The 20,830-nt window shown below is 45.0% G+C and carries 19 protein-coding genes; 13 read left to right on the forward strand and 6 right to left on the reverse strand.

The features are described 5' to 3' along the window. The first annotated feature begins 189 nt into the window (after positions 1-189). The 3 genes from L3V32_RS16495 to L3V32_RS16505 are packed head-to-tail and all read left to right on the forward strand — an operon-like array spanning position 190 to position 2,391. Positions 190-1,884: a DUF927 domain-containing protein gene (locus L3V32_RS16495; protein WP_237284734.1), complete on the forward strand. Its 1,695-nt coding sequence runs from the start codon at positions 190-192 to the stop codon at positions 1,882-1,884. Next, on the forward strand, positions 1,881-2,165 hold the full coding sequence (locus L3V32_RS16500; protein WP_225490974.1) for a helix-turn-helix domain-containing protein: 285 nt from the start codon (positions 1,881-1,883) through the stop codon (positions 2,163-2,165). Before L3V32_RS16495 ends, L3V32_RS16500 begins: the two co-directional genes overlap by 4 nt. A gap of 1 nt (position 2,166) precedes the next feature. Next, entirely contained in the window at positions 2,167-2,391 is a 225-nt protein-coding gene (locus L3V32_RS16505; RefSeq protein ID WP_237284735.1) for a hypothetical protein, read from the forward strand. A gap of 187 nt (positions 2,392-2,578) precedes the next feature. Here the strand turns inward: L3V32_RS16505 and L3V32_RS16510 are convergent, their stop codons facing one another. From L3V32_RS16510 to L3V32_RS16535, 6 genes are all read right to left on the reverse strand, one after another. After that, positions 2,579-3,004 carry a phosphate-starvation-inducible protein PsiE gene (locus tag L3V32_RS16510; RefSeq protein ID WP_012841209.1) on the reverse strand — a complete coding sequence of 142 codons (426 nt, stop codon included), beginning with the start codon at positions 3,002-3,004 and terminating at the stop codon, positions 2,579-2,581. A 166-nt stretch (positions 3,005-3,170) separates the two neighbouring features. Continuing rightward, positions 3,171-4,010 (reverse strand): ABC transporter ATP-binding protein, encoded by an 840-nt coding sequence (locus tag L3V32_RS16515; protein WP_005394930.1) that lies wholly within the window; start codon positions 4,008-4,010, stop codon positions 3,171-3,173. Between the two features lie 35 nt (positions 4,011-4,045). Continuing rightward, the gene (locus tag L3V32_RS16520; protein ID WP_005394932.1) at positions 4,046-4,903 is read right to left on the reverse strand and encodes an ABC transporter ATP-binding protein; all 858 of its coding nucleotides are present in this window, start codon (positions 4,901-4,903) and stop codon (positions 4,046-4,048) included. A 9-nt stretch (positions 4,904-4,912) separates the two neighbouring features. Beyond that, positions 4,913-6,739 carry an extracellular solute-binding protein gene (locus tag L3V32_RS16525; protein ID WP_237284736.1) on the reverse strand — a complete coding sequence of 609 codons (1,827 nt, stop codon included), beginning with the start codon at positions 6,737-6,739 and terminating at the stop codon, positions 4,913-4,915. Positions 6,740-6,777: 38 nt separating this feature from the next. Then, the gene (locus L3V32_RS16530; RefSeq protein ID WP_005394934.1) at positions 6,778-7,821 is read right to left on the reverse strand and encodes an ABC transporter permease; all 1,044 of its coding nucleotides are present in this window, start codon (positions 7,819-7,821) and stop codon (positions 6,778-6,780) included. Between the two features lies 1 nt (position 7,822). Next, on the reverse strand, positions 7,823-8,848 hold the full coding sequence (locus L3V32_RS16535) for an ABC transporter permease subunit (protein ID WP_005394935.1): 1,026 nt from the start codon (positions 8,846-8,848) through the stop codon (positions 7,823-7,825). Positions 8,849-9,667: 819 nt separating this feature from the next. On the opposite strand from L3V32_RS16535, the gene L3V32_RS16540 reads away from it, so the two are divergent. The 10 genes from L3V32_RS16540 to spoT all read left to right on the forward strand — a co-directional run bounded on the left by L3V32_RS16540 (position 9,668) and on the right by spoT (position 20,827). Beyond that, a complete protein-coding gene (locus L3V32_RS16540; protein ID WP_237284737.1) occupies positions 9,668-12,268 on the forward strand; it encodes a TonB-dependent siderophore receptor in 2,601 nt (866 codons plus the stop codon). Between the two features lie 65 nt (positions 12,269-12,333). After that, positions 12,334-13,098 carry a DUF3450 domain-containing protein gene (locus L3V32_RS16545; protein WP_006741812.1) on the forward strand — a complete coding sequence of 255 codons (765 nt, stop codon included), beginning with the start codon at positions 12,334-12,336 and terminating at the stop codon, positions 13,096-13,098. 3 nt (positions 13,099-13,101) lie between these two features. Then, the gene (locus L3V32_RS16550; RefSeq protein WP_237284738.1) at positions 13,102-14,463 is read left to right on the forward strand and encodes a MotA/TolQ/ExbB proton channel family protein; all 1,362 of its coding nucleotides are present in this window, start codon (positions 13,102-13,104) and stop codon (positions 14,461-14,463) included. Positions 14,464-14,472: 9 nt separating this feature from the next. Continuing rightward, a complete protein-coding gene (locus tag L3V32_RS16555) occupies positions 14,473-15,000 on the forward strand; it encodes a MotA/TolQ/ExbB proton channel family protein (protein ID WP_005379363.1) in 528 nt (175 codons plus the stop codon). Between the two features lie 25 nt (positions 15,001-15,025). Beyond that, positions 15,026-15,433, forward strand: coding sequence for a biopolymer transporter ExbD (locus tag L3V32_RS16560; RefSeq protein ID WP_005379359.1), 408 nt, complete (start codon positions 15,026-15,028; stop codon positions 15,431-15,433). 4 nt (positions 15,434-15,437) lie between these two features. Next, entirely contained in the window at positions 15,438-16,070 is a 633-nt protein-coding gene (locus tag L3V32_RS16565) for an energy transducer TonB (RefSeq protein WP_006741809.1), read from the forward strand. A gap of 9 nt (positions 16,071-16,079) precedes the next feature. Next, on the forward strand, positions 16,080-17,303 hold the full coding sequence (locus L3V32_RS16570) for a lipopolysaccharide assembly protein LapB (RefSeq protein ID WP_047009404.1): 1,224 nt from the start codon (positions 16,080-16,082) through the stop codon (positions 17,301-17,303). Between the two features lie 286 nt (positions 17,304-17,589). Continuing rightward, positions 17,590-18,213, forward strand: a complete 624-nt coding sequence (gene gmk, locus L3V32_RS16575; RefSeq protein ID WP_005394946.1) for a guanylate kinase — start codon at positions 17,590-17,592, stop codon at positions 18,211-18,213. A 181-nt stretch (positions 18,214-18,394) separates the two neighbouring features. After that, complete coding sequence (gene rpoZ / locus L3V32_RS16580; protein WP_005379346.1) at positions 18,395-18,667, forward strand: DNA-directed RNA polymerase subunit omega; 273 nt, start codon at positions 18,395-18,397, stop codon at positions 18,665-18,667. A 39-nt stretch (positions 18,668-18,706) separates the two neighbouring features. Next, a complete protein-coding gene (spoT, locus tag L3V32_RS16585; RefSeq protein WP_005394948.1) occupies positions 18,707-20,827 on the forward strand; it encodes a bifunctional GTP diphosphokinase/guanosine-3',5'-bis pyrophosphate 3'-pyrophosphohydrolase in 2,121 nt (706 codons plus the stop codon). Positions 20,828-20,830: the final 3 nt, after the last annotated feature.

Raw genomic sequence — 20,830 nt, forward strand, 5'->3', positions numbered from 1 at the left:
CGCCATGACTTTCACATGTGAAAGTAAAACAGGAAAAATCTACAAAAATAACGGCCAAATGGCCCTCTGGGGGCAACTTCAGAGCGCTAAAAAATCAAGCCTCTGAAATACCATAACGGTGTCGACAAAATGAACTGAAAACATTTGAAAACTATAGCGCCGCGGCCTATTTATTGAATAGGAATTTTTATGAACCAGAACGTTATAGCCAAGAAAGTTGGCTTGATACTAGAAGAAAAAGATAAGGATCCAATACTAATCGCAGGGCCAACCCATGTGAAAGCCTTTACCTATGATCCAACCTTTATGAAAGACTTCGGAGTGCTTTTGCAGTGGACATCTCGCTCAGGAAATGCTCACGAGCGCGTTTTCAAAATGAGAGATATTTTGGCTGACGGTGGTAAAAGCATGCTTCAAGCATTAGCTGATACTGGTTTGTTTATTCACCACAAAGCAAAGTACTGGCACTTTATTCTCGACTACCTTATGTCTGAAAATCCAGATAAAACAGTAGTAACCGTAGAGAAAACTGGTTGGTTTTTTGGCCAATTTGTCACACCAAGCTGGGTCGCTGGATTTGGAGAACAGGAGGTTATGTACACGGGTGATACGCCAGAAAAGCTTAACTCCAATGGAACGTTTTTTGAATGGCAAGATTCCGTCGCTGCACTATGCCAAGGTAATGCATTGATGATGGTCGCTTTGTGTGCAGCATTTGCAGCACCATTACTCGAAAAACTTGGTTGGGACTCATTCTTAATTCATCTGATGGGTTCATCAAAAAATGGCAAAACAACATTAATACGTTTATCAGCATCCGTTTATTCTGATTTTCAATATCGAGACACATGGAAAAGTACTGATGTTGGCCTTGAACGTCGAGCTACAAACAGAAACGGCATGCTAGTGCTACTTGATGAATTTAACCAAGCTAAACCTGACGAGGTGTCTGAATCTATCTATCAATTAGGAAATGGAGTATCCAAGCTCCGTAGCGAGAAAAAACTAGCTAACAGACCACAGGATTTCTGGAGCTTGATTGGTCTATCAACCGGTGAAATTAGTCTGGAGCAAAAACTAGCAAAGTCGAATGAAAAGCCACAAGCAGGCCAACTTATGCGCTTTTTCGAGATTCCTCTGTTTAAAACATTTGGTGTATTTGAAAACTTACATGGATCTAAATCGCCAAAAGAATTCGCTGAACGGATTGCTGATGTAACATCAGAGCAATATGGAACCGCTTTACAGCCATTTTTGAATCAGGTCTCTGCGATTTCGGATTTAAAGAATAAACTACTCAAACATGTAAAACAGATTTCCCAAGCTTGGATTCAAGATCTTCAGATTAATCCAAGTAACCAAATCTCTTTTGCTTTGGATCGCTTTGCATTCCTTGCTGCTGTCGGTGAACTCGCTATCGAACTGAGCACTCTCCCTTGGGAAAAAGGATCAGTAAAATATGAGGCCGGTAAAGTCTTTGAAGCATGGCTAGCCAACTACAGCGAAGAATTTGATTACGAGGAACGACATATTCGCGAGCAACTGCGCAAATTTCTTCCAAAGAACCAGTATTCAATCAAACCACAAGGTGCGGAGACTAAGGTCGGATGGTGGAAACTGAGTGGTCATGAATTGAGTTGGCATGTCCGCCGTGATGCTTTTAAAACTGGCCTAAAACTCGAATTTGATCATCAAATTATTCAAGCCGCCATGATATTAAAAAAGCAAGGCTGGCTTCAGACTAACGAGCCATCACGAGGCACATTTAAAAGTAGCATCTCAGGGAAAGCAGAAAGGCATTTCAAACTATTTCCCCGCCAGATCGCAAAGGACCTAAATATCAACATTGATTTCAGCCAGTTCCAACAAGGAGGTGAGGCATGATTTCCCACTTTCCCATTTCCCAAAAGGAACGAGCGGAAGCTAAAGCGCTGCTGGCAGATATCAAAACCGCCACAGAAGAACTCCGCACCTTGATAACATCGCAGAAGCAGTTTCTTAGTGCTGAAGAGACCGCCCAATACACAGGTCTGTCAGTTAAGTACATATACAAGCTGACCCATGCTAAGCAGATCCCGCACTACAAACTAAGCCGCAAGCTGTACTTCAAGCGTGATGATCTCGATGCTTGGTTGATGTCCCATCGCGTGGAAGAGGAGAAGTAAAATGAATTATACTGAACCTACTCTTGCACAAAGAGCGGAGATTTTGAGTGTATACGGTGAATCTGAGCGCCTAGTGAGAGAAGCTGAGCGCAAGCAGATCACCTCGGTCAGCAACACCACATGGTGGCGACTAAGCCGAAAAGGTCAAGTTCCGACAGCCAAGCAAGTTGGTACAACCAAGTCTTGGTTACTCTCCGATCTGCTGCTGTGGATGCAACATCAGTAAGTTAACCAAAATTTTTTTGGTGAGTATATCGGTGAGTAACAAATATGGGTTACTCACCATAATTTATTGAAAGCATTGATTTAAAGGGCATTATCAATGCTATTCTGCGAGCAGATCCAAAATATTGAATGATCTAAAAGTCATCGAGTATTGAAACAAAAAAGCCCCGCTAGTACGGGGCTTTCTTTTATTCATCTTTTTCCAAGGTTCTGTTATCAACGTAGGGCCAATAATGATGCCCGACTCTGATGAGCAACGTTGCCGCAGCTAAGATAAACGCTGCCAGAGATAACCACACAACCAAAACCGCATCCAGTTCTTTCATTCCGAGTGTGATATAGCGGGCGATCGCCATCATCGCGATATAGATAGGATAGCGTACCGGAATTTTTCCGTTCATCACGAACTGCTGCACCATGGCGAGCACTTCCAGATAGATAAACATCAAAAGAATATCCGTGAGTAAGACACGCTTCTCGACAAATACGTGTACAAACTCTTGCATCATGGCGTACAGCGTCGCCAAGGTAATAGAGACTAATAATACCGCCTCCAAAATATGGAAGATTTTCAGGAACGGTCGACTAAAGGATTTCGGTAAATTCGACGGCATGGTCCATTATCCAGACAAAGAAGATAGGCCTTGAGTTTAGCATGCAACGATCTTCAATCAATCATAATACTCAGGCGTCAATCAACACCAAGACCTAACATAGACCTATAAAAATGCTCCGCTTATTTGGCGGAGCGTTTTTGTGTTATAGGACCTGTGGCATCACTTACGCCACTTGCTGCTTTTTTTCAGCCAGGCGCTTTTTCTTCCGATATTTAGGGTGGGTGATCGGAATCGCAGATAGGAGTTTCTTGGTGTACTCGTTTTGCGGGTTTGCATAAATTTCTTTCGCGCTGCCTGCTTCTACCACTTTACCAAAATACATCACGGCAACTTTGTCAGAGACGTGTTTCACCACAGAGAGATCGTGAGAGATAAAGATGATCGCCAAGTTCATCTCTTGTTGCAGTTGTAGTAATAGGTTCAAGATTTGTGCCTGTACCGACACATCTAACGCAGATACCGATTCATCACAAATCAGTAATTTAGGCTTCAATGCTATCGCGCGAGCAATACCGATACGCTGACGTTGGCCGCCTGAAAACTCATGTGGATAGCGGTTGACTGCCGTTTCTGGCAAGCCCACTTTGATTAAAAGCTCTTTTACCCACTGTTTGCGCTCGGCTGGCGTACCGATTTTATGAATAACAAACGGTTCTTCTAGAATCATACCGATGGTATGACGCTGATTGAGTGATTCCATTGGGTCTTGAAAGACGATTTGCATGTCTTTACGCAGCGATCGCATCTCTTTGACAGACAGTTTAGTGATGTCTTTACCTTCAAAGAAAATCTTACCTTCCGTTGGCTCGTATAACTTTAAGATCGTGCGCCCAAGGGTGCTTTTACCACAACCTGACTCACCAACTAGTCCCAGTGTTTCACCTTCAGAAACAGACAGTGAAACCCCGTCTACCGCTTTGATGGTGTAGCCTTTCTTGAACAGCCCTTTACCAGAAACAAAGTGCTGCTTAAGATTTTCAATTCTTAATACTTCTTTTGCCATAACATCCTCTTTTATGACTCGTTCACTTTGCCCAGTTAACTGGCAAACATACTGGCATCAATAGGCTTGATATCGATCATCTGCTTCGGCTCATTATCTAAGCTCGGCATCAACCCCATCAAACGCTCTGTGTATGGGTGCTGTGGGTTATCAAACAACTCAAAAATTTCTGCTTTTTCGACAATACGCCCACCATACATCACGGCAACATCATCACACACTTCTGCCACAACCCCGAGGTCGTGAGTAATGAAGATCATCGCCATGCCTGTTTCTTCCTGAAGCTCATTCATCAGTTCAAGGATAGACGCCTGAACCGTAACATCCAACGCCGTAGTCGGTTCATCACAAATCAGAATGTCCGGCTTACAGGCCAACGCCATCGCGATCATGACACGCTGGCGCATACCGCCAGATAGGTTATGGGGATACTCATTCAATCGCTTCTCTGGCATTGGGATTTTGACTTTTGCCAGCATCTCAATCGAGAAAGCCTCCCGCTCCTTTTTGTCGAGCTCTGGTCGATGGAGTTCAAGCACTTCACATATTTGACGACCAATAGTGTGTACTGGATTGAGCGCCGTCATCGGATCTTGGAAGATGATCGAAATGCGATCGCCACGCATGGCGTACATCTCTTCCGCAGGCAAATCAACTAGGTTGGTGCCGCGATAATTCACTTCACCTTTGATGATGTTGCCATATGGCTTAGGCAGTAGCCCCATGATCGACATTGAGGTTACGCTCTTCCCACTGCCTGACTCTCCCACCAGACCGAGTGTACGTCCAGCTCTCACATCAAAGTTCACACCATGCAGCACCTTCACTGGTCCATCATCGGTGGTGAATTCAACTTCGAGATCTTTAACACTTAGGATTACATCGTTTTCCATAACCAATCCTTACAGCTTATAAGTGTCATCTACGACGACGACAGGTTCAAAAGCTTTGCCTGATTTCATCGCTTGTTTGGTTTCTTTCTTGATATCGCTATCAATCCAGTAAGTGCCATCCCCAATGATGCCACCACTGAACAACGCCTCTGTCATGCGATTCATTGGCTTATCAGGAAACTTTAGCCAGCGCCAGTGACCGTAGCGGACATAAGGAATCATGTAGCCTGTTACGATAACGTGCGCATCAATGATGTCACGCTGAATCTCATGACCTAGCTGGATCTTTTTATCCATATCCATGCTAAAACGATACTCGATGATCTTTTCATCCAGCTCTGGCGTGCTGTAGTTTGTGAAAGAGTTAGTTTGCGGCTTGTTCGCATTGACTGAATGGAAGTACTCCCAATACGTTGGGATCTCGGAAGTCCCCATATCTAAGAAAGCCAAATCGTGCTTTTTCTCACGGACGTATTTGAACATGGATGAGCCATCAACCAACTTGAGCTCAATATCCAACCCTGCTAGCTTGGCTTGCTCACGCAAAAATGCAATACGAGGAGTATGAACAGGTGTTCCGTAGGTCAGCTCGAAGCTTAAACGCTCACCTTTATCATTGACACGAATACCATCGGAACCAATTTTGTTAAAGCCTGCGGCTTCGAATGCCTCGGCCGCTTTTGCTGGGTCAAATTTCGGCGCTTTCGCGTCTGGTAGGGTGTATTTACCATGGCCATAACCGGTCGGGTTTGGCTTACGGGAGTAGTCACCACGCATGATATTCTCAATCATGCCATCAAAATCAATTGCGTAAGTAATGCCCTTGCGAACGTTTAAATCATCCAGTAAAGGCATCGCGGTGTTCATCCATACGCCGCCCGCACCGACTGGAAATTGGTTGTAACCCCAGAACTTTTGAATGTAGCCTTTTTGGTACGGTTCTGTGTTCGATTTATCGTGCCATAGACTTGGCAGAACCAGACCAAATGCATCCAACTTACCCTTTTCAAAATGCTTCATCGCAATATCGCTATCGCGGATCACTGTGATGCGAATCTTGTCGACATTGTAGCGATTTTGGTAGTACTTATTGCTGTAACCCCACCAATCTTCACCAACATGTTTGAAAGTCACACTTCTACCTTTTTTGATATCATCTAGGTAGTACGCACTGGTCGTTGGTTCACTCTTAAAGTTGTAGTAACGGACAAAGTTGTCGTGAATACCATCACCATTTTCATCCTTTGAAGGATTGGCATAAAAGTGTGCGGGACGCGGGCGTAAAGCCCCCATTCTTAGCAATAATTCTTCCGGATTGAACTCTTTCGCGGCCTTAACAGCAAACGTATGGGCGTCATACTTAATAACGTCCGCAATGGTTTTGTTGTAATAATCGTTGTACCAAGGCTCTAGGATATCCTTAGAACGATAAAACTTAAGCATGAATACAAAATCGTCGGCAGTCACAGGCTTGCCGTCCGACCATTTGGCTTCTGAATTGAGTTTGAAATAGACGGTTTTATTGTCGCCAGCTAATGCCCACTCATTAGCAAGTTCAGGGATGAACTCTAAAGTGTCTGGGTGGCGAACCACCAATCCAGGGGTTTCATCCAAGATAAAGGAACGCAACCCCGCATTGGCGTCTGGGCCAACACTACGTAACGTCTGTGGAAAACTTGACATGAAGGTGCGATAGGTCCCTCCACGTTTCGCTTCAGGCGAACCATATTGAGGCTCATCCCAGTTTGTTTGCCAGTTTAAGTCCGTCGGAAGCGTTGCTGACATTGCACCAAAACTCAGGGCGCTCAGCGTGGACGCTAAAAATAATTTCTTCATAAAACTTCCCTTTTTTATGTTTTGCTCACAATGCTCGCTTAAACATAGCGTGTGAATTTTTTCGGGTCGAAGGCCGCTCGAATGGCTTCACCAATAAAGGTCACCATTACCAACACGAGTACAATTGACGTCACCACTGAGGCAACAATCCATGGCGAGTCTAGGTTAGATTTACCTTGTTGTAGCAGTTCCCCCCAACTTGGCGTTGGTGGCATCAGACCTAAACCTAGATAATCCAAAGCGGTCAGCGCAGTGATGTTTGCTGCAATAGTGAACGGCGCCAATGTCACAATCATTACCATCGTATTCGGTAGGATGTGATTAAACAAAATACGTCCCGTCGATGCCCCTAAAGCACGTGCCGCCATTACGTATTCTCGTGCCGCTTCTTTATAAGTCATGGTCCGCATGTACCATGTCATGCCCATCCAGGTGAAAAGCACGTTAATAGCGACAAAGAGAGCGAACGTCGGTTGAACGATTGAGACAAGAATCATAATGACGTACAAAAACGGTACCATTGACCATATTTCGATAAGTCGCTGTACAAACAAGTCAAATTTACCGCCCCAAAAACCCATAGCACAACCAACTGCGGTACCGATCGCGTAGGAAATTGCCATGGTGAGCAACGCAAATCCCATTGCCGTTCTGAATCCGTAGACAAGTCGTGCCAAAATATCGCGACCTATCACATCTGTACCTAAATAATGCTTGTTTTCGGCACTAGGCGCTGTTGGCGGGAAATCACCACTAAAATCCTGTTCATATGGGTTCCATGGCACAAGCGGCAAAATAACAAAGTTGTCGCTCCCTTCGGCCTCAAACGCTTTTTGCAGTACGCGATAATCCGCTTCGCTGGATGACTCTTGGCCGAATTCACTGCCTAAACGGACATCACTGACAACAGGAAAATAGTAGCTACCATCGTACTTGACGACTAGCGCTTTACTATTAATCAGAAGTTCAGCAAAGAGCGACAGGATCAACATGATTGAGAGAATGACAAACGACCAATAACCTCGTTTGATCTCTTTAAAGTGGCGAATTTTCTTTTGAGTTAATGGACTAACTTTAATCATGTTACGCTCCAAACTTCACACGTGGGTCGACTAAAGCAACACAAATATCTGAAATAATGTTACCAATGAGCAGCAACAGCGCATTAATGGCGACAATACCCATAACAACAGGGTAATCACGCTCCATGATTGATTCGTAACCCAATAAACCAATGCCATCAATATTGAAGATAACTTCAATCAGGAAGGCACCAGTCATGAAGAACAACAAAGAGTTACCAAAGTGACTCGCGATTGGAATTAAGCTGTTACGCAACGCGTGCTTACGAACCGCCTTTTTGAAAGGTAAGCCCTTCGCGATAGCTGTACGGATATAGTCTGAAGAAAGGTTTTCCATCAGGTTGTTTTTCATCGTCATTGTCAGTGTTGCAAAGTCGCCAATGAGGTAACAGATTAAAGGCAACACCGCGTGCCACATGATGTCCTTGGCGCGTTCAAAGAAAGTTTCGTAATCGTCGAAGTCATCGCCGACAAAGCCTCCCATCGGAAACCATTCCAAGTGATAACTAAATAGCGTGATGAGCAATACACCCACCACATAGCCAGGCAAGGCATAGCCCACAAAGATGAGTATTGAAGAAGCGGAATCAAACACAGAGCCGTGCTTGAGCGCCTTGTAATAACCAAGAGGGATCGAGATAAAATAACTGATAAAAAAGGTCATGCCGCCATAAAATAACGACACAGGTAAACGCTCTGCAATCATGTCAGAGACAGGTTCGTAGTAACGTGTTGACTCACCAAGGTCTAGCACGACCAAGCGACTTAGCCACTCCACATACGCTTCTGTCACTGGCTTATCCAGACCGTAAAACGCATTTAGCTCAGCGATTTGATCATCAGAAAGGGCGGTATTGCCACCAGCAGACGTCATTGATGCGGCACCATCCCCTTGAGACTGCATTTGTGACAACATGCGTTCAACAGGTCCGCCCGGCACGAAACGAGTGATAGCAAAGATAAGAATAGTTATCCCGAGAAACGTTGGTATCACCAACGCCAAACGGCGTAAAAAGTACGACAGCATATACAACTTGCTCCTTGTCTACTGTCCAGTTCAGGCGGAGTGAAAGAGGAAGTTCCCCGCCCAAAGTGGTGCATATTTATCTCGTAGTAACTAAAACTGTTGAAACACACTCCCTGCGTTTCAAGAACCAGACTTTTCTACTACTGCAATAATTTCAGCGTCATATTTATCTTGAATCCACATCAGCTTCAAGTGTTTGAAACCAAAACATGACAAACTTCCTCCGAAGTCGAAAAACAGAAATGTTTTTGTAAAAAATTATAAAAAACCACAAAAATAATTCACACAGAATATCAATCTAGGCTGTTTAGAGCCAAAACCCTACATAAAAATGCAAATACATGGAATAAATAGACATATCCACCACATGTATATTTGACCTAAAAATACGAGTGAGCCCTTTTACAGCAATGGGTATCATATTTTGATACCACCCTATAAGTTCGAGTCACCAAAGTATGGATTCGATATAAAACTCATCTCAGAACAATTCACTGGAAAAATATCTTTTTTCAGATTCAATTACCCACTAAAAAACCATAGGCAAGATAAGTCATTAAAGTTTATAAGAAACACAAAATACGGTGTTTTATTGAAATTTGATGTCGCCTTGGTAAGGCTATTTAGTTTTTTATTCCGCGTTTTAAACCAACCCTGGTCATTTACATCTTTTTTACATTTAAGCATCCCCGTTTACCACTGGTTTGACTTCCTTTTTCATCTCGGTTATACATTGGCCGAACGTTAACGAAATATTAACGTCACAATTGGCCGCTATGCGGCCAGACATAGGAAATAATAATAATCGGAGCAACAAGGATGTATAAAAACACAACCGCTTTATCTGTTGCGATAAGCCTTGCGTTAGGGACAGCAGCAGTCGTAGCCCCAGCAACAGCACTGGCAGAAGAGCAACAAGTTGAAAAACTTCAAAAGATGAAAGTTACTGGTTCGCGTATCTCCACGACGGATATGGAAGGTCCTTCACCAGTTACTGTTATTAATAGTAAAGATATTGAATCTAAAGGTTTTAACAGCGCGCAAGACGTGTTGAACAGTTTGACTCAAAACACCGGTGGTGTAATGGCTCAAACGAACTCTTTCTCATTCACACCTGCAGCACAGTCAGTCAACTTACGTGGTCTTGGCGCTTCACGCACATTGATTCTTATCGATGGTCGTCGCCTTCCTCAATACCCACTGGCTCAAGATGGCACATCTAACTTCCAAGACATTGGTCAAATCCCTGTTGCCGCTATCGAGCGTGTTGAAGTAATGACTGATTCAGGTTCCGCTATCTACGGCTCCGACGCGATCGGCGGTGTCGTAAACTTCATTTTAAAGAAAGACTTTGATGGCGTTTCTGTAAAAGTACGTGCGGGTGACGCAACAGATGGTGGCTACCAAAATGGCCGTTTAGACGTTGTTGCCGGTAAAGATTTTGACGATAAACGTATTCTCTTCGTTGGCCAATTTGCGGGCAACGAAATGCTTAAACAATCTGACCGAGATGATTGGGCTGGCGATGACGGTTCAAGCCGTTCTCAGCTAAGTGGTTACTCTAGCTACGGTGCAAACTTTGAAGGCGCAAACGGAACACTTCTAACACCCGCTGATGCTGGTTCTTCATGTAAAGAAGTCGTTGGTGATGCCGCTATTGAACGAGCGGATGGCAAGTGTGGTGTTAACCGCTCTGCATACCGAACGTTGAAACCAGAGAACAAACAAGTAGACCTGCTTTTACGCGGTGAAATGGACATTAACGACAATGTTACTGCCATGGCAGAAGCCCGTTTTGGCTACAAATCTACAGAATCTGAATTCGAACCTAACCCTTACAGTGTCGAAGTTGATGCCACTCACTTCCGCGGCGAAGGTGAATACACTCGCCGTATGGTCGAATTTGGCCCACGCGAAAGTAACACTGAAGCCGATTCTTTTGGCTTAACCTTAGGCTTGAACGGCCTGCTTGCTGATACGTATGATTGGGACCTATCAGCTGGTTACTCAGAGCAAAGCGTTGAAACAAGCAACCCAGCAATCTACCTAACTCTTGATCAAGCAGTACAAAATGGCGATGTCGATCTTCTAGGGCCTATCTCTCAAGACGTTGTAAACAAATACAGCGGCACATCAAGCAAAGAAGCCTACTCAAAGCTTTACTCTGTTAACGGCTCACTGGCTGGTGATTTGGTTGAACTGCCTGCTGGTATGTCTGGCTTTGCTGTTTATGGTGAATGGAACCGTACTGACTACAATGAAACGATTGATGCGACAACAGCAGCTGGTGGTTTCTCTGGTCTAGGCGGAACATCAGGTGGCGGGGACCGTGATCAGATTGGTCTTGGTGTCGAAGCCCTAATTCCTATCATTGAAGATTTGGAAATGACTGTCGCTGGTCGTTATGACCACTACTTCGACGACTCGGCAACAGGCGGAGCCTTCACTCCTAAAGTAGCACTAGCATACCGTCCTACTGACACTCTATTGCTTCGTGGTAGCTACGGTCTAGGTTTCCGAGCTCCTGACTTGAAACGACTATTTGGTGATCAAACTCGAGGCTTTGGTTCTGGTTTTGACCCTGTGCTTTGTGCCAACGCTGGTGGTAGCGGCCCACAAGATAAAGATAAGTACCCAGAGTGTGATACTCAATACTTCGATACGCTTAACGGCCCTAACTCTGAGCTGAAAGAAGAAACAAGTACAAACATTAACCTGGGTCTAGCTTGGGAACCTGTGGATGACCTTGGCGTAACCGTTGACTGGTACCACATCAAGATGGAAGACGTCGTAACAGCACCAACTTACCAAGACGTAATTAACGATCCAGGTAAATACCCAGGCACAGAAGTAGTTCGTAATACAGACGGTACAATCAAGTCCGTATCTTACGGCCCAGTCAACCAGTCATATGAAGAGCGTTCTGGTGTTGACCTTGCTGTGAAATATGCTTACGACACTAATGAGTTCGGTTCATTCAATACGCGCGTAGCTGTAACTAAGATCTTGATTGCTGAATATCAAGAAAACGACAGTGAGCCAGTAACGGATGAAAGAGATTTCATGCCTGAATATACCGCAACGTTAAACCTTGGCTGGGCATACGAAGATGTCGCTATCAACCTATTTGGTAAATACCGTGACCGTATGTGTTCAAGCTATGCGAACCGTTACTACTTTGATGACTGTGACTCTGCTAAGAAAGCTGGTTACAAAGCAGAAATCGCGAGCATGACAACATGGAACCTAACGGCTTCTTACCAATTCAACGAGAGTGGTCGTGTAACTCTTGGTGCTATCAACATGTTTGACAAGGTACCGCCTGCCGATCCTCTAAATGATACCTCTCCATTCTATGCAACTGGATATGACGATCCAATCGGCCGTCAGCTTTACATCGAGGCATCATACGACTTCTAAAAAATATTTGGCGCGGGTTTTCCGCGCCCTTTTCGACTGACTAAAACACTGACAAGGATGCAACCATGAAATTCAAGGAATTTGGTCTCAGTGCCATAGCTGCAGCATTGCTTACTATCAGTAGTAGCTCTGTAGCGGCCAACTCTGGTGCTGTCGTTTCCACACAAGCAAAAGCAAATCAATCTTCAGAAGCTTCGCAACAAAAAATCGACAACTATGCCGAAAGCACTGAAGGCATGTTGGCAGAATACAAAGGCTTACTTCGTCAAATCGACAGTATGAAAGTCTACAACGAGCAAATTAACCGTATGGTTCAATCGCAGCAAGGCGAGTTGGACTCATTAAATAACCAAATTGCTCAAATCGATCAAACGGCAACAGAAGTGGTGCCACTTACATTAAAAATGATCGATGCACTCGACGAATTTGTGACTCTCGATCTGCCTTTCCAGAAAAAAGAGCGTAATAAACGTGTCCAAGAACTGCGTCGTCTCATGGATCGCGCCGACGTAACAACTTCAGAAAAATTCCGTAAAGTAATGGAAGCGTACCAAATTGAAGAAGGCTTCTCTCGCTCAATCGAATCTTACAAAGCTAGCCTAGACCGAAATGGTGAAATCGTGACTTACGATTTCCTACGTATTGGTCGCACAGCACTTCTATTCCAATCTCCAGACGGTGGTGAGACAGGTATGTGGAACCAACAAACACGTCAATGGGAAACATTACCAGAAAGCTACCGCATCGCGGTACAGCAAGGCCTTCGTATCGCGAAGAAGCAAGCGCCACCAGCGCTAATCAAACTGCCTGTATTTGCTGGGGAGGAATAAGAGATGAAAGGATTCAAAACGCTAGCCGCTGGCCTACTAGCGAGCTTATTTATGGTTTCTGGCGTACAAGCAGAAGCGCCTAAAAACTTATCTGAACTACTTAAAAACGTAAAATCAGAAAGCATCGTTGAGTCGAAAGAGAACAAAGCCCGTGAAGCTGAGTTCAAGAACAATCGCGATAAGCAAGCGGCATTATTGCAACAAGCTCGCGAAGAGTTAGCTGCGCAGCAAGCACTGGGCGATCAACTTAAAGCAACATTTGATGAAAACGATAAGCAGCTAACTGAACTAACAGAAACCCTACGTGTTCGCTCTGGTACTTTGGGCGAAATGTTTGGTGTGGTCCGCCAGTATGCGGGAGAGTTTAAGGGCTTATTTGCAGCCTCTCAAAACGCTGTTCAGTTCCCAGAGCGTGACGCTCTACTAACGAAACTGGCTGAAAGTAAAGAACTGCCGTCAACACAAGAGCTAGAAGCTTTCTGGCATACCATTCTTCAACAAGTGGTTGCTTCTGGCGAAACTGCAACAACCCAAGCAACGGTTGTTTATGGCGAAGGTAAAGAAGCGGTTCGCGATGTCACTCTCGTCGGTGAGTTTAACGCGATTGCCGATGGTAAGTACGTCACTTATGTACCTCAAACAGGTAAGTTCGAAGAACTCTCTCGACAGCCTCGCACCAATATTACACGTCATGTTGCAGGCTTTGAGTCAGCGTCAAACAGCTATGAGCCACTGTTTATTGACCCATCCCGTGGTGTCATTTTGTCTCTACTTGTGCAAAGTCCTACCGTTCAAGAACGTATTGATCAAGGTGGCATTGTAGGTTATGTCATCCTTGGTATGGGTGCAGTTGGCGCTATCATTGCTCTAATTTGCTTCCTACGCCTTCAAGTGATTAGCGGCAAAATGCGTAAGCAAGCAAAATCAGAAACCGTGATTCCTGGCAACCCATTGGGTGAAGTTATCCAAGCTTACCAAGAGCACAAAGGTGACAACCTTGAAGATCTGGAAGCGAAGCTGGACGAAATCATTCTACGTAATGCTCCAAGCATTGAACGCTTCATCAGCTCAATCAAGCTATTTGCTTCTGTAGCACCTCTACTTGGCCTACTGGGTACGGTAATGGGTATGATCGGCACATTCCAAGCCATTACTCTGTTCGGTACCGGCGATCCTAAACTGATGGCTGGCGGTATTTCTGAAGCTCTTGTTACCACTATGCTAGGTCTGGTTGTCGCAATTCCATTGCTGTTCCTTTACACCATCGTACACAGCAAAGGTCGTCGTTTGGTTCAAACTCTTGAAGAACAGAGTGCAGGCTTCATCGCTCGCTATCAGGAAAAACTGCATAAAGCCGAAAGCTAAGGAGGCGTTATGTGGTGGTTAGTTGGAGAACTTGAATCAATTAGGCGCTTCTTGGGAATGGGTGGCGATGTACTCGTCGCCATCTTCATCCTCAGCTTTATGCTGTGGGCAGTATTGTTAGAACGTTGGTTCTATTTTGCTGCCGTCGCTCCAAAAGCCATGAAAAAAGCCGTTGGCTCATGGCAAGGGCGCTCAGAGCATCAAAGTTGGAACGCTAAGATGATCCGACAAGAAATAGTTTCTCGTCAGGATATTGAGAATAAAAAGGGACTACCAATCGTGAAAGTATTGATTGCACTTTGTCCCCTACTGGGTCTACTCGGCACCGTTGTCGGCATGATCCAAGTATTCGACATCTTAGCGGTAACAGGAACAGGAAGCCCTCGAGCAATGGCCTCGGGGATCTCAAAGGCAACAATCCCAACTTTAGCCGGGATGGTGGCTTCTCTATCAGGACTGTTCTTTAGTTCACGTCTTGATCATTTAGCCAAAGTCACAACGCAAAAGCTGGAAGATAAGCTAAAGCATATTGCCTGAGTAAATGGAATTAGAGGTATAGGTCATGAAAAGACGCTATAGCAGTGATAGCAGTGATGAAACCGCTATCGATATGACACCGATGCTCGACATCGTATTTATCATGTTGATCTTCTTTATCGTAACAACATCGTTCGTAAAAGAAGCAGGTCTAGAAGTAAACCGTCCGACGGCAAGCTCAGCGCAAACCGTTAAGAAAGGTAACATCATGGTCGCAGTTGGTGCGGCGGGTGATGTTTGGGTTGATAAACGCCGCATCGAAGTGGACGCGGTTCGCGCGAATATTGAACGTCTTCGTGCAGAAAGTCCTGATGGCGCAGTTGTTATCCAAGCCGACACTGAAGCAAATGCTGGCGTAGTCGTGAAGGTTATGGACCAGATCAAAATGGCAGGTGTAGAAAGCATCTCCATTGCCGCAACCAATAAGGATTAAGCTTATGCGGTATCTGGCCTCAATTGCACTGGCGCTCATTGTCTCCCTCGGGTTGTTCTGGGGGATGGACAAGCTAGTAAACAAAGAGCGCCACGAGTTAGTGTCGAATGATGACCTGCGTATGGTCGAGTTTATTCGCATTAAACCAGAAGAAAAAATACAGGAGAAAAAACGCGAACTTCCAAAACCACCACCACCTAAGCGTCCGCCGCCGCCACCAGAAATGAAAGTGACAGCGACAGTAAAACCGGTGATGGAGCAGACCCCAATGGACATGCCAAAACTTGACCTACCCGTAAATGTTACAGGTGGCTCGGTGCTTGGACATTATAGCCAGGGTGGAGGTGCACAATTAGCGGGTAGCGGAGGTCCGACCCCTCTTGCAACATTCCAGCCTCAAATGCCTAGAAAGGCTGCGAAAGCAGGAATTGAAAAAGGGGTTGTCTTACTAGAGTTTACTGTAAACGCACGTGGTGCCGTAGAGGACATCAAAGTTCTTAAAGAGCAACCACGACGCTTAGGCCTCGGTCGAGCGGCAAGAAAAACAGTCTCTAAATGGACATTTAAACCAAAATTGGTTGACGGAAAACCTGTTAGCTCGCGCCTATCGCAAGAAATAGAGTTCTCAACCAATTAAGGAGTCACGATGAAAAGTTTATGGAAAAGCAAAGTGGCTTCTTTAATTCTCTTCGCAGGAGTGGCATTTGCCGCTCCTACGATGGCAAAAGAAGCTCCTCAGTTATCAGATCGGACATTTCGAACCGTCAACAAAGTGCAAGAGTTGATCGCAACTGAAAAATATTCAGCAGCGAAAGAAAAACTAGCAAGCGCTTTAGAAAGCACAAGTTCGAAAAAATACGACCGAGCAGTTTTACTTCAGCAAACGGGCTTTTTGTATTCGCTACAAGACAATTATGTGCAAGCCGCGAAATACTTTGCCGAAGCATTAAAGCTCGATGCGCTTCCCGTTCCAGTCGCTCAACAAGTTCGCTACAGCTTGGCTCAGCTTTACCTAGCTGAAGAGAAGTACACGTTGTCTGTGAAAACGATGAAGGAATGGTTCAAAGTTGCAGAAACAACCAAAGAGAAGCCTCAAGCTCATGCTTATATCACGTTAGCAAGCGCTTATGTTCAGTTGGAAGATTACAGAAATGCAATCCCACCAACCAAAAAAGCAATTGCGATGAGCAAGAGCCCAAGTGAGTCTTGGTACTTAATTCTCGTTGCCTCTCACTACGAGTTAGGCCAGCTGAAAAGCGTTGCCAGTGTGCTTAAAACCCTTACTTCAAAGTACCCTCAGAAAAAGCGTTACTGGATGCAACTTTCTGGCGTTTATATGGAGTTGGGTCAAGAGCAAAACTCTTTAGCAACCTTAGAAATGGTTTACAAAATGGGGAAACTGGAAGGAGAGAAAGAGTACTTACGTTTTGTAAACTTCTTAGCTTACCAAGGTATTCCATATAAAGCGGCCAAAACTCTTGAGAAGGAGATGGCATCTGGAAACATTGAAAAGACGAAGGAAAACTATGATCGCTTGGCCAGCTTCTGGCAGCAAGCTAAAGAGCTAGATAAATCGATTCTCGCTTATAAAAAGTCATATAACATCGCTCCTTCTGCTAAAACGCAAATTCAGATTGCTCGCTTAATGGTACAAGACAAGCAGTATTCTGAAGCGACTCGCTTTGTAGAAAACGCGGCATCGAATGCCTCTAAAGAGCAAAAGGCAGAACTTGAATACATTCGCGGGATGGCCTATTTCGAGCTTAAGCAGCCACAAAAGGCCTTGCAGGCTATGAAAGGCGCGGCTCAATCGCCAAAATTCAGGTCTACCGTTAGCCCTTGGATAAATTTCCTAGAATCCCAAGGATAATTTGAAAATTAAGTGTGAGTCAGTCGCACGCCTGGGGAAGTGAAAGCTTCCCCTTTTTTCGTTTGTTTTGTGCGCACGCGAGCTCTTTTCAACATTTAAGTAAGAAGAAAAGATCAACTGGTAACAAAATAGAGATCATGATACTCTTCGCCTCCATTTTTCTGGCGGGATTATCACCAATATCCATCCCTTTGGTGGTTGATTTATCATTGCCAGTGCTATCGTTAAAAGAATGTCGGACTTTCCTTCGGCACTCAATCAATCCAATCAAAAGTGGAACAGTACAATGGGCAAAGGTACTCTCTATATCGTATCTGCACCTAGCGGCGCAGGTAAATCTAGCTTGATCTCAGCGATGTTGGAACGCAATCCAACCTACGCAATGAAAGTGTCTGTGTCTCATACCACGCGTAACATGCGACCTGGTGAAGAAAATGGTGTCCACTACCATTTTGTAGCGAAAGATGAGTTTGAAGCCCTGATCGCTAAAGGTGATTTCCTAGAATACGCTGAAGTGTTTGGTAATTATTACGGCACCTCTCGTGTGTGGATTGAAGAAACGCTAAATAAAGGTATCGACGTTTTTCTAGATATCGACTGGCAAGGCGCACGCCAAATCCGTGAGCAAATGCCAGAAGCCAAAAGCATCTTCATTCTGCCACCATCAAACGGTGAACTAGAGCGTCGCTTGAACACTCGTGGTCAAGATAGCGATGAAGTGATCGCAAAACGTATGGCTGAAGCCAAGTCAGAAATCTCTCATTACAGCGAATACGACTACGTGATCGTAAACGACGATTTTGATACCGCTTTGATGGACTTTAAAGCCATCTTGCGTGCAGAGAGATTGAAGGAAGAAAAGCAAGCTGCTAAATATAAAGGTATGCTTGACGCGTTGTTAGCAGAGTAACTTCAAAAAAGTCACGCTGTAAAACATAAAGAATTTCTCGTTTTTTGCTCAGTGCGAAAAACACAATAAACTACCTGAGAAAGTCCACAAACGGTGGCTTGTCTAATTGCTAGTAAATAAAGTAGTTAGGTTGTATACTTTCTCGTCATTCTAAAATTTTAGTTAACTATTTGGAGTCCTCATGGCACGCGTAACTGTTCAAGACGCTGTTGAAAAAGTTGGCAACCGTTTCGACCTAGTACTGATTGCGGCTCGCCGCGCTCGTCAAATGCAAACTGGCGGTAAAGATGCACTAGTGCCAGAAGAGAACGATAAGCCAACGGTTATCGCTCTACGCGAAATCGAAGAAGGTTTAATTACTAAAGAAGTTCTAGACGCTCGTGAACGTCAAGAACAGCAAGAGCAAGAAGCGGCAGAGCTAGCGGCAGTAAGCAGCATCGCTCACAACCGTTAATTCTGACTTTAGAATTCAACAACCTCCCGGGCCTATAATTTGTATCTATTCGATAGCCTCAAAGACGTTGCCCAAGAATACCTAACAGAGCCTCAGATTGAGGCTCTGCGTCAATCTTATGTGGTAGCGAGAGATGCCCATGAAGGGCAAACCCGCTCTAGCGGTGAACCATACATCATCCACCCTGTCGCTGTGGCTCGTATCTTGGCCGAAATGCGCCTTGATATCGAAACCCTCCAAGCTGCTTTGCTACATGACGTCATTGAAGACTGTGATGTAACTAAAGAAGATCTCGAAGAGAAATTCGGCAACACTGTCGCAGAATTGGTTGATGGTGTATCTAAACTGGACAAACTCAAATTCCGCGATAGGAAAGAGGCTCAGGCCGAGAACTTTCGTAAGATGGTTCTGGCCATGGTGCAAGATATCCGCGTCATTCTGATCAAACTGGCTGACCGCACGCACAACATGCGTACGCTTGGCGCGCTTCGACCAGATAAAAAGCGTCGTATTGCTCGTGAAACGTTAGAGATTTACGCGCCACTCGCTCATCGTCTTGGTATTCACAATATCAAAACCGAACTCGAAGAGCTGGGCTTTGAAGCGCTATATCCCAACCGCTACCGCGTACTAAAAGAAGTGGTAAAAGCGGCACGCGGCAATCGTAAAGAGATGATCCAACGTATTCACAGCGAAATAGAAGGCCGTCTGCAAGATTTCGGCTTGAATGCTCGCGTCGTTGGTCGTGAGAAAAACCTGTTCTCTATATACAACAAGATGAAAACCAAAGAACAGCGCTTTCACACCATCATGGATATCTATGCGTTCCGAGTCGTTGTTGATACCGCTGATACTTGTTATCGCGTTTTAGGCCAAGTACACAGCTTGTATAAGCCACGTCCTGGTCGCATGAAAGATTACATCGCGGTACCAAAGGCGAACGGCTACCAATCGCTACACACTTCCATGGTTGGCCCACATGGCGTACCTGTTGAAGTTCAGATCCGTACTGAAGATATGGATCAAATGGCGGACAAAGGTGTCGCGGCACACTGGTCTTACAAAGACAAAGGCGACAAGTCTGGCACCACTGCGCAAGTGAAAGCTCAGCGTTGGATGCAAAGCCTGTTAGAGCTACAACAAAGCGCGGGTAACTCATTCGAATTCATTGAAAACGTAAAATCCGATCTTTTCCCAGATGAGATTTACGTCTTCACACCAAAAGGTCGTATCGTTGAATTGCCTTTAGGCGCAACGGCTGTCGACTTTGCCTATGCCGTACATACCGATGTAGGCAACTCTTGTGTTGGTGCTCGTGTTGATCGTAACCCTTACCCATTGAGTAAGGCATTGAAAAACGGTCAGACGGTGGAAATTATCAGTGCCCCTGGTGCGCGTCCGAATGCGGCATGGCTAAACTATGTCGTGACTTCTCGTGCCCGCACTAAGATTCGACAAGTACTGAAAACGATGCGTCGTGAAGAGTCGATTACTTTAGGTCGTCGCCTACTTAATCACGCACTTGGCCGCCACTCGATTGATTCAATTTATCCAGAAAATATCCAAGAAGTCTTGAATGATCTTCGCCTAGAAAGCATCGATGATTTATTGGCAGCTATTGGATTGGGTGAGTTGATGAGTATTGTGATTGCACGTCGTCTCCTTGGTGATACCGAAGAGCTCACGACAACAAGCTCAATCCCAACGGACTCGAAGAAGAAGCTTCCGATTCGTGGCGCAGAAGGCTTATTGCTGACGTTTGCAAATTGCTGTCATCCTATCCCAGATGATCACATTATTGCTCACGTATCGCCTGGTCGTGGTTTGGTTGTTCACCGAGAAACATGTCCGAACGTTCGTGGTTATCAGAAAGAGCCAGACCGTTATATGGCTGTCGCTTGGTCTGACGACTACGACAAAGAGTTTATTGCTGAACTTAAAGTCGACATGCTGAACAACCAAGGTGCTCTTGCAGAACTGACCAACGTGATCTCGAAAACAGGGTCAAACATTCATGGTCTTTCAACGGAAGAACGTGATGGTCGTTTGTACACTGTGACTGTGCTGTTGACGACGAAAGATCGCGTCCACCTTGCTGGTATCATGCGTAAGATTAAGGCAATGCCTCAAGCAACCCGAGTCAGACGCAGAAAGAACTAACCT

This window comes from Vibrio sp. J2-4, from assembly GCF_021728155.1.
Lineage (GTDB): Bacteria > Pseudomonadota > Gammaproteobacteria > Enterobacterales > Vibrionaceae > Vibrio > Vibrio diabolicus.